Annotated in this window: 7 protein-coding genes; 3 read left to right on the forward strand and 4 right to left on the reverse strand. The window is 68.9% G+C overall.

Features of this window, described 5'->3' with window-relative positions; genetic code table 11:
• Window positions 1-17: 17 nt before the first annotated feature.
• Window positions 18-1238, reverse strand: coding sequence for an MFS transporter (locus FV217_RS15720; RefSeq protein ID WP_187272588.1), 1221 nt, complete (start codon window positions 1236-1238; stop codon window positions 18-20).
• A gap of 450 nt (window positions 1239-1688) precedes the next feature.
• Between FV217_RS15720 and FV217_RS15725 the strand changes: the two genes are divergently transcribed.
• A complete protein-coding gene (locus tag FV217_RS15725) occupies window positions 1689-3194 on the forward strand; it encodes an exopolysaccharide biosynthesis polyprenyl glycosylphosphotransferase (protein ID WP_147818124.1) in 1506 nt (501 codons plus the stop codon).
• 77 nt (window positions 3195-3271) lie between these two features.
• Here FV217_RS15725 and FV217_RS15730 read toward each other — a convergent pair whose 3' ends face one another.
• Window positions 3272-3991, reverse strand: a complete 720-nt coding sequence (locus tag FV217_RS15730; protein ID WP_147818128.1) for a Crp/Fnr family transcriptional regulator — start codon at window positions 3989-3991, stop codon at window positions 3272-3274.
• 427 nt (window positions 3992-4418) lie between these two features.
• Between FV217_RS15730 and FV217_RS15735 the strand changes: the two genes are divergently transcribed.
• Window positions 4419-5114: a sigma-70 family RNA polymerase sigma factor gene (locus FV217_RS15735; RefSeq protein ID WP_147818129.1), complete on the forward strand. Its 696-nt coding sequence runs from the start codon at window positions 4419-4421 to the stop codon at window positions 5112-5114.
• A gap of 32 nt (window positions 5115-5146) precedes the next feature.
• Window positions 5147-5353: a DUF2934 domain-containing protein gene (locus tag FV217_RS15740; protein WP_147818125.1), complete on the forward strand. Its 207-nt coding sequence runs from the start codon at window positions 5147-5149 to the stop codon at window positions 5351-5353.
• A 22-nt stretch (window positions 5354-5375) separates the two neighbouring features.
• Here FV217_RS15740 and FV217_RS15745 read toward each other — a convergent pair whose 3' ends face one another.
• Complete coding sequence (locus tag FV217_RS15745) at window positions 5376-6017, reverse strand: alpha/beta hydrolase (RefSeq protein ID WP_147818126.1); 642 nt, start codon at window positions 6015-6017, stop codon at window positions 5376-5378.
• Window positions 6018-6074: 57 nt separating this feature from the next.
• Window positions 6075-6398, reverse strand: a 324-nt coding sequence (locus tag FV217_RS15750) for a VOC family protein (protein ID WP_187272587.1), incomplete at its 5' end; no start/stop codon positions are given.

Here is a 6398-nt window from a genome sequence, read left to right on the forward strand (position 1 = left end):
TGCCGTGCCGGGTGGGCTTAGCCCGCCCGGTTCCGCGGCAGGAAGGCCGCGAACAGGCCGATCAGGGGCAGGTAGGCGCAGAGCGCGTAGACATGCTCGATGCTGGTATGGTCGGCGAGTTCGCCGAGAACCGCCGCCCCGATGCCGCCCATGCCGAAGGCGAAGCCGAAGAATAGTCCGCCGACGAGCCCGATCCGGCCGGGCAGCAATTCCTGCGCGTAGACCAGGATCGCCGGCATCGCCGAGGCGAGGATCAGTCCGATCGGGACCGTCAACGCCACCGTCCAGAACAGGTTGGCGTAAGGCAGCGCCAGGGTGAAGGGCAGCACGCCGAGGATCGAGCCCCAGATCACCGGCTTGCGCCCGAAACGGTCGCCGATCGGCCCGCCGAGGATGGTACCGGCCGCCACCGAGCCGAGGAAGACGAACAGGTAGACCTGCGACTGCGCGATTCCGACCCCGAAGCGGTGGATCAAATAGAACGTGTAGTAGGACGAGAAGCTCGCCATGTAGAAGTATTTGGAGAAGATCAGCGCCAGCAGGATCGCGATCGTTGCGACGATCCGGGTGCGGCTCAGACCTCCGCCGGAGACCGACGGCGTCTTGCGGGGCGTGCGCGGCGCCGCGCGCAGGCGCTCCGCGTACCAGCGCCCGACGATCGTCAGCACCACCATCCCCGCCAATGCGGCGAGCGAGAACCACGCGACGCTGCCCTGGCCGTTCGGGACGACGATGAAGGCGGCGAGCAGCGGCCCGAGCGCCGTCCCGGTGTTGCCGCCGACCTGGAAGACGGATTGCGCGAGGCCGTAGCGCCCGCCCGATGCCATCCGCGCGACCCGGCTCGCCTCGGGGTGGAAGATCGCGGAGCCGAGGCCCACCAGCCCGGCCGCGGCGAGCAGCACGCCGTAGACCGGCGCCAGCGAGAGCAGCACCAGCCCCGCCAGCGACACGGTCATGCCGGCGGCGAGTGAAAACGGCAGCGCCCGCCTGTCGGTATAGAGGCCCACCACGGGCTGCAGCACCGAGGCCGTGACCTGGAACACCATCTGGATCAGGCCGATCTGCCCGAAATCGAGGGCGAAGCTCACCTTCAGCAGCGGGTAGATCGCCGGCAGGAGCGATTGGATGGTGTCGTTGAGAAGGTGCGAGAGCGAGAGGCCGAACAGGATCGCATAGGTCGGCGCAGCAGCGGGTGGGAACTGGGCCGGACCGCCGCCGGCCTTGACCTGAAGCGGCATGGTCGGGTCCGTCTCTCTCGCCATCGGGTTTCGGGGACGTCGCTCTCCCCGGTCCGGCCGTCAAGAGCAGAGCGGATGCGCCGACATCCCTCGATACGATTGCGCGAATATCACCCAATCCCGACCGCGCGGGTACAAATCTACGTATTTTTCGGCTGTGTGCATGCGCAGTCGGCTCTCGCCGTGCAGCACCATCCTAGGTTAACCATGAATACAATCTTTCGACCGGAAATTGCCGGCCGGGATCGCGCGTCACGCCGCCTCGAATACGGCGGACGGCGTCGTGTTGCGTGCGTAACGGGGCCCGGCCGCGGATAAGCGCCTCGCTCGAAACGATCGGCCCCGTAAGGGCTCGGAGATTGCTCTGAACCGGTCAAATCCCTTCGGACGAGGCTTCGATGTCTCGTTCCGGGACACTTTCCGGGTTCACCGCGAAACAGCGCGAGCGACATGTATCAGGACCGCGTCACCGGACCCTTCCGTCTCCTGCCCAAGGCCGGCGAGCGCCGCCGCGCCGTCTGGACCGCTCTCCTGCCACGTCGCGGACGGGCGGCGTTCCGCTTCTCGATCTCGGCCTCCCTGGCGCTGGCGGACCTCCTGGCGATCACCCTCGTCGGCCTCGGCATCGAGGTCGCGTATTTCTACGGCTTCACCGGCGAGTTCCTGCCGCTTCGGTCGAGTCTGAGCCTGCAGCTGTCCGGCCTGATCGGCGCGACGGTGCTTCTGACCAACCTCGTGCGCGAGGAATACAGCATCGAGAACTACCTCGCGCAGAGGAAGCACCTGAAGCGCACGGCGACGCTGTGGCTGATGGCCTGGGCCGTCGCCCTGCTGATCGGCTTCGCCACCAAGACCACCAACGACTTCTCCCGCGTGGTGGCGCTGGTGTTCTTCCTCGCCGGCCTGCCGACCGTGCTCGCGGTGCGCGGCACCATGGTCTGGCTCGTCCGCAACGCCGTCACCCCGACCTCGGCCTCGGTGAGCCGCATCCACCTCGTCGGCTACGAGGAGGACATCACCCGCTTCTACGAGAACAACGACGCCGACGCGCTCGGCCTGCGCGTCATCGGTACGAGCTACCTGCGCCGTTCGGAGCGGGAGGCGGATGCCGGCAGCCGGCAGGCGCTGCTCGCCGAGGATCTCGATCTCGCCGTCTCCGTGGTGCGCTTCCTGCGGCCCGACGACATCTTCGTGCTGGTGCCGTGGGCCGAGACGGCCGATGTCGAGCGCTGCATCGACGCCTTCCTGCGCGTGCCGGCCGCCCTGCACCTGCGCCCCGGCGCCATGCTCGACCGCTTCCCCGACCTACAGGTCGCCCGCGTGGGCCGCCTCAACGGCCTCAACATCGGCCGCCGCCCGCTGACGCTGGCCGAAGTGCTGATCAAGCGCTGCCTCGACGTGACGCTGGCGCTCGTCGCCCTCGTCCTGCTCGCGCCGCTCTTCGCCGCGGTGGCCGTGCTGATCAAGATGGACAGCCCCGGCCCGGTCTTCTTCCGGCAGCGCCGCTACGGCTTCAACCAGCAGGCCTTCGGCGTCTTCAAGTTCCGCAGCATGAAGACCGAGAAGAACGCCGTGTTCCGCCAGGCGAGCCGCGTCGACAGCCGCATCACCCGCGTCGGCGCCGTGCTGCGCCGGACGAACATCGACGAGTTGCCGCAACTGCTCAACGTGATCACCGGCGAGATGTCCCTCGTCGGCCCGCGTCCGCATGCGCTCGCCCACGACCGCAGCTTCGAACGCCGCATCGCCCTCTATGCCCGCCGCCACAACGTGAAGCCCGGCATCACCGGCTGGGCCCAGGTCAACGGCTTCCGCGGCGAGACCCTGACCGATGCCGACATGGAAAAGCGCGTCCAGGCCGACCTTCATTACATCGACAACTGGTCGATCTGGCTCGATCTCAAGATCATGGTCCAGACCGTGATTTCGCCCCGCGCCTACAAGAACGCCTTCTGATCCCGACAGGCGATGAGCCCGGCTCATCGCCTGTCGCCCACGCGACTTCGGGCGTCCGCCGCCCGGGCCGCGCCAACTCACGCCTCCCCGAGAAGCCGCTCGTATTCGGCCTCGGCCAACCCGTAGGCGTCGCCGGCCACCTCCAGCAGCTTGTCCCTGTCGAGCACCGTGATCCGGCCGCGCCGGGCCTGGATCATGCCGCCGCCCTCCAGCATGTGCGTCGCCGTGGTCACGCCGGGGCGGCGCACGCCGAGCATCAGCGAGAGGAACTCGTGGGTGAGCGGCAGTTCGTCCCGACCGAGACGGTCCTGCGTCATCACGATCCAGCGGGCCAGCCGCGCCTCGATGGTGAGGTCGGCATTGGCGTAGACCGTCTGCCCAACCTGCACGATCAGGCTCTGGACGTAACGGCCGAGCACGCCGCGCAACGCCGGGCTGGCATCGAGGGCGGCATGCAGGGCGGCGGCCGGAACGGCGAGCGCCCGCCCCTCGGCCTGGACCAGCGAGACGTGGGGTGAGCGGTCCGTGCCCAGCACGAGCGGCAGCCCGGTCATGCCCTCGTAGCCGACGATGCCGATCTCGATACGCCCGCCGGCGGTGTTGGCCGTGTCGGCCACGACCGAGATCAGCCCCTCCTCGATGAAATAGGCGTGGGCGATCGGCTCATGCGCCGCGATCAGGATCTGCCGCAACGACAGCGAGACCGGCTCCAAGGCGGGTGCCAGGCGCTCGAAATCCTGGGTTGCGAGAAGGCGGAGGAGACGGTTGCGGATTTGCGATTGCTGAAGCGGAGGCAAGGCCGTGCTCGACGTCGAGGACAAGAACACGGTGCCGTCTCCCACCCGCCTGTACCCGAACTTACCGGCAGGCGGTGGGCCTTGATAACGCAAGCGGGGCAAAGGCACACCTTCAGCCGGCTGCCTCGACGAACGTACGATTTCAGACCGTTCCCACCAGGCTTCTTTTCCGGTGCGCGCAGATGCCTAAGATTCCTTACGTGCAACCGATCGAACATTCCGGCCTGGTGGAGCCGCGTGGTTAGACAACCGCGGCGGCCCCGGACGCAGCCGGATCACTCGTCTTCATCAAGCTCGTCCGTGGCGCCGATCTCCTCGCGGCGCTTCGCGTTCTCGTCTCGTAGGAAGCCCTCCGATGACCATTTCGCTCGACCCGTCTCTCGCAAGCGGACGGGAGGCGGGGCTGGCCACGCAGATCGAGCCGTCGATGCTGCCGGAGGCCATCCGCCGTCACCTCGCATCCGTTCTCGACCAAACCTACGGCCCCCTCGACACGGAAGCCCGCAGCGACGGCCGCTTCGCCGACCTGCTCGCACGGCTCGGCCGTGCCCTGACGGCCCAAGAGGAGCGCGACGCCCGCGCCTTCCACGAGGAATTCCTGTCTCTCGTACCGAACCTGCGCCGGTTCGCGATCTCGCTGACGAAGGACGCGGCGCGGGCCGACGACCTGGTGCAGGACACGCTCCTCAAGGCCTGGCGCAGCCGCGCGCGCTTTGCAGCCGACACCAATCTCGGCGCTTGGCTGTTCACGATCATGCGCAACGTCTTCTACTCGGACTACCGCAAGCGCAGCCGCGAGGTCCCGATGAGCCCCGGCGACGAGGCCGGGCGGCTGGTCTCGATCCCGGAGCAGCCCGGTCGCCTCGACCTGCAGGACATGTCGATCGCCCTGGCGAAGCTGCCCGACGTCATGCGTCAGGCGCTGGTCCTCGTCGCCATCGAGAACCTATCCTATGAGGAGGCGGCCGCGGTGATGAACTGCAAGATCGGCACGGTGAAGAGCCGGGTCTGGCGGGCGCGCGAACAGGTCGCGATCCTGCTCGGCTTCGACGCCCACGAACTCGGCGCGGACCGCGTCACCATGTCGGTGGTGAACGGCAGCGGTCTCTCTGCCACACCCTGACACGCGTATCCTGCGTAGCGAGCGACGAGACGATGCCACCCGAACCCGCGATCTCCTACGCCGACATCCGCGCCCGCGCCTACGAACTCTGGGACCGCAACCACCGCCCCGAGGGTTGCGAGATCTCGTTCTGGCTGATGGCTGAGCGCGAGCTACGGTCCGAGCGGACCGGACAGGAGCCAACGGCCGTCGAATCCACGGATCCCGTGATCACAGGACGGAAGCAGTCGCGAGGCTGATACCCCGCGACTGCCCTTCAGGTCACGCAGCCGTCGCCGGCACGCGCCGCCGCGCCATCCAGGCCTCGGCGCGGGCGACATCGGACTGTGTGAGCCCGTGGCCGGCCGGCAGCACCGCGTGCTCGACCTCGGCGCCGGCCCGGCCGAGCTGTCCGGCGAGCCGGCGGGCACTCTCCTCCGGCACGATCGGATCGGCCGCGCCCGACAGGATCAGCACCGGCCTGCCCCCGAGATCGGCCGCGGGCGGCTCGGCCAGCGGCACCATCGCCCGCAGCAGCACCGCTCCGGCCAGGGACTCGGGCCGCAGCAGCAGCATCGCGGCGGCGATGTTCGCGCCGTTCGAGAAGCCGACCGCCAGCGGCGCGGCGATGCCGTAGGCCGCCCGCGCCTCGGCGACGAAGTCGGCGAGGTCCCCGGCCCGGCGGCGCACATCGTCCTCGTCGAACACGCCCTCCGCCAGCCGCCGGAAGAAGCGCGGCATGCCGTTCTCCAGCACCGGGCCGCGCGGCGACAGCAGCGCCGCCCCAGGCGCCAGCGACCGGCCGAGCGGCAGCAGGTCGGATTCGTCACCGCCGGTGCCGTGCAGGAGGAGCAGCGGCGGCTGCGCCGGATCCGTACCCGGCTCGAAGCGGTGGACGAACAACAGGTTGTTGGGGGACGTCATGGCGACCTCTTGAAAGGGATGGATCGCCCCGTCCCGATAGTGGGACAGGGCTCTTTGTCAGGCGACCTTCGGCAGCGCGTCCACGATCCGCGCCCGCTGCGGCTCGAGGAAGGCCGGCAGCTTGAGGGCGCTGCCGAGGGCTTCCACCGGTTCGTCGACAGTGAAGCCCGGGATGTCGGTGGCGATCTCGAACAGTACGCCGCCGGGCTCGCGGAAGTAGACCGAGCGAAAATACTGCCGGTCGCGCTGCTCGGTCACGACGAGCCCGTGCTTCTCGGTGAGCTTCGCCGCCATCGCCGCCTGCGCCGCATCGTCCGCCGCGCGGAAGGCGATGTGGTGGACCGACCCCGCCCCCGGCCGGCCGCGCAGGAACTCCCCCAC

The organism is Methylobacterium sp. WL9, assembly GCF_008040035.1.
GTDB classification, from domain to species: domain Bacteria; phylum Pseudomonadota; class Alphaproteobacteria; order Rhizobiales; family Beijerinckiaceae; genus Methylobacterium; species Methylobacterium thuringiense.

Coding starts and splice junctions, on each gene's coding strand:
- FV217_RS15725 (WP_147818124.1), top strand. CDS start 1,689: ATGTATCAGGACCGCGTCACCGGACCCTTCCGTCTCCTGCCCAAGGCC.
- FV217_RS15720 (WP_187272588.1), bottom strand. CDS start 1,238: ATGCCGCTTCAGGTCAAGGCCGGCGGCGGTCCGGCCCAGTTCCCACCC.
- FV217_RS15735 (WP_147818129.1), top strand. CDS start 4,419: ATGCTGCCGGAGGCCATCCGCCGTCACCTCGCATCCGTTCTCGACCAA.
- FV217_RS15740 (WP_147818125.1), top strand. CDS start 5,147: ATGCCACCCGAACCCGCGATCTCCTACGCCGACATCCGCGCCCGCGCC.
- FV217_RS15745 (WP_147818126.1), bottom strand. CDS start 6,017: ATGACGTCCCCCAACAACCTGTTGTTCGTCCACCGCTTCGAGCCGGGT.